The following is a 1,770-nucleotide window of genomic DNA, read 5'->3' on the forward strand; positions in this document are numbered from 1 at the left end:
TTTTAAGGTTTTGCATATTGAATTTATTTCTAAGCGGTAATAACTTTTAAGAAGTGTAGAATTTGGCAGAAATAAATCCCCCGCTGCTAAAGTTTTTTCAAATATAATATTAGTATTTTTTTGAAGTAGTGTTACTAACTCATCTGTAGCAAGTTCAAACTCACAAAAAATGCCCCATGTTTTGAAGTCTGGCGCTGAATTATTCAATTGTATTAAAACTTCATCAGTAACCCACAAAACTACTGGAAATGGAAAATTGTTGCGAAATTCTTCTCGAACTTGATTAGTAGAAATCAGCACTTGTTCAAGATTTTTAACTAGTTCAAGATTAAAAACCATCAATACTGCTGGTTTTTCGTCTTTTATTTCTTGTTTGATAGTCGTATACAAAGTTTGAACTGAATCTTTTAAGATAATTACTCGTATATCACGTGAACATGATTCTTTTAAGCGTTTTAACATTTTCTCTCGCAAGCTGACATAGTTACAGCGTGCAAAAATTAATGAAAATTCTTCCAGATCAATTGCTTGTATAAGCATTTCTAATGAACTTTCATTATCTTCATTAATATCTGTTGGTTGCTCCTGTTTATTCATGTTTTTAGCTCCTCTGCTTCGGCTAAAACTGGATTAATATCAAACCAAGGACCTGTATCATCATTTCGATATTCATATACAAACATACTCCGTAACAATTGTTGGTATTCTGGGTTCATAGCTACAATCTTTTTCTTATGCTTAACTTTATGCAGTAATTCCCATTGTTCCTCTTGAACTACTGAAATTAAACTATTGCGTTGCTCTTTAATTGCTTTTTGCAAACTTTCATAGGAAATTGGTGGATTTTTTGTTTTGAGACCACAGCTAAAAAGTAATGCCATTAAATTTCGTATATGACCGCCACTAACACGGCAAAGTTTATCCAATGTATTCGGGCTATCGAAAACATCTAAAATACAATTTAAACGTTCTTTTTCACTCAAACTGGGAAATGCTCTTGCCATTACCATCTGTTGTAGAAGTAACATTCCTTGCTTGCATTCACTGCCATTTCTAAATTGTACGGGTACCATTGGAAGTACCTTTGGAACTACTCCATTCCCTAGTCGTTGCTTCAGAGAATCAATTTCACTTGAGAAGATTAAAGGTAGAGGTATAGTATAAACCACATGACAGTTCAGTCCACCCAGTTGTGAGCCTTGGTCTATAAATATATATTCTGGCTGGGTTCGACCAGATGGCAGAGTTTTATTACCAATTCGATCTAAGTTGTCTACAATTACAACTAAACCTTGTTTACCTCGACGTTTAAGTTCTTGATTAGCCTTTGCAAGTACTTCTTCGTTGATATATTCCACAATGCTACTAGTACGGGATTCTAGAAACTCCCTTAGTTGGTCGCGCTTTTGTGGGTTTTCTTTAGTTTTTGCAGTTATTTTGGCAATGTTACCAGGAATAGAAAACTCAGCACTCAATTCTAACGGTGCGTTTAATATCTTTATTATATCAGTTAACAAATTTTTTAGTAATCCTGGCTGTATTTTAATGTTAACAGCTTCTAAGCTTTCACTAATTCTTCCAGCTATTGCTAGTAAAATATCGCTAATACCTACATCAACTAAATCTAAATCCTGACTTGACTCAAAATAAACTACATGAAAATTATGTTGTTCTAATTCAGATTTTAACCGTATTAACTCTGTAGATTTCCCACATCCTATATGTCCAGTAAAGAGTTGGCAAGTTTTATTATTATCATCTGAAAAAATT

At 33.3% G+C, this 1,770-nt stretch carries 1 protein-coding gene and 1 pseudogene; both read right to left on the reverse strand.

Annotated features, from left to right (window positions below):
* Positions 1-597: pseudogene (locus tag RRG12_RS43835) on the reverse strand (hypothetical protein); the annotation flags it as partial.
* On the reverse strand, positions 594-1,770 hold a 1,177-nt coding region (locus RRG12_RS43840; RefSeq protein ID WP_420763340.1), incomplete at its 5' end, for a P-loop NTPase fold protein. The gene RRG12_RS43840 and the pseudogene RRG12_RS43835, both read right to left, overlap by 4 nt.

Source organism: Nostoc sp. CALU 546 (genome assembly GCF_048836525.1).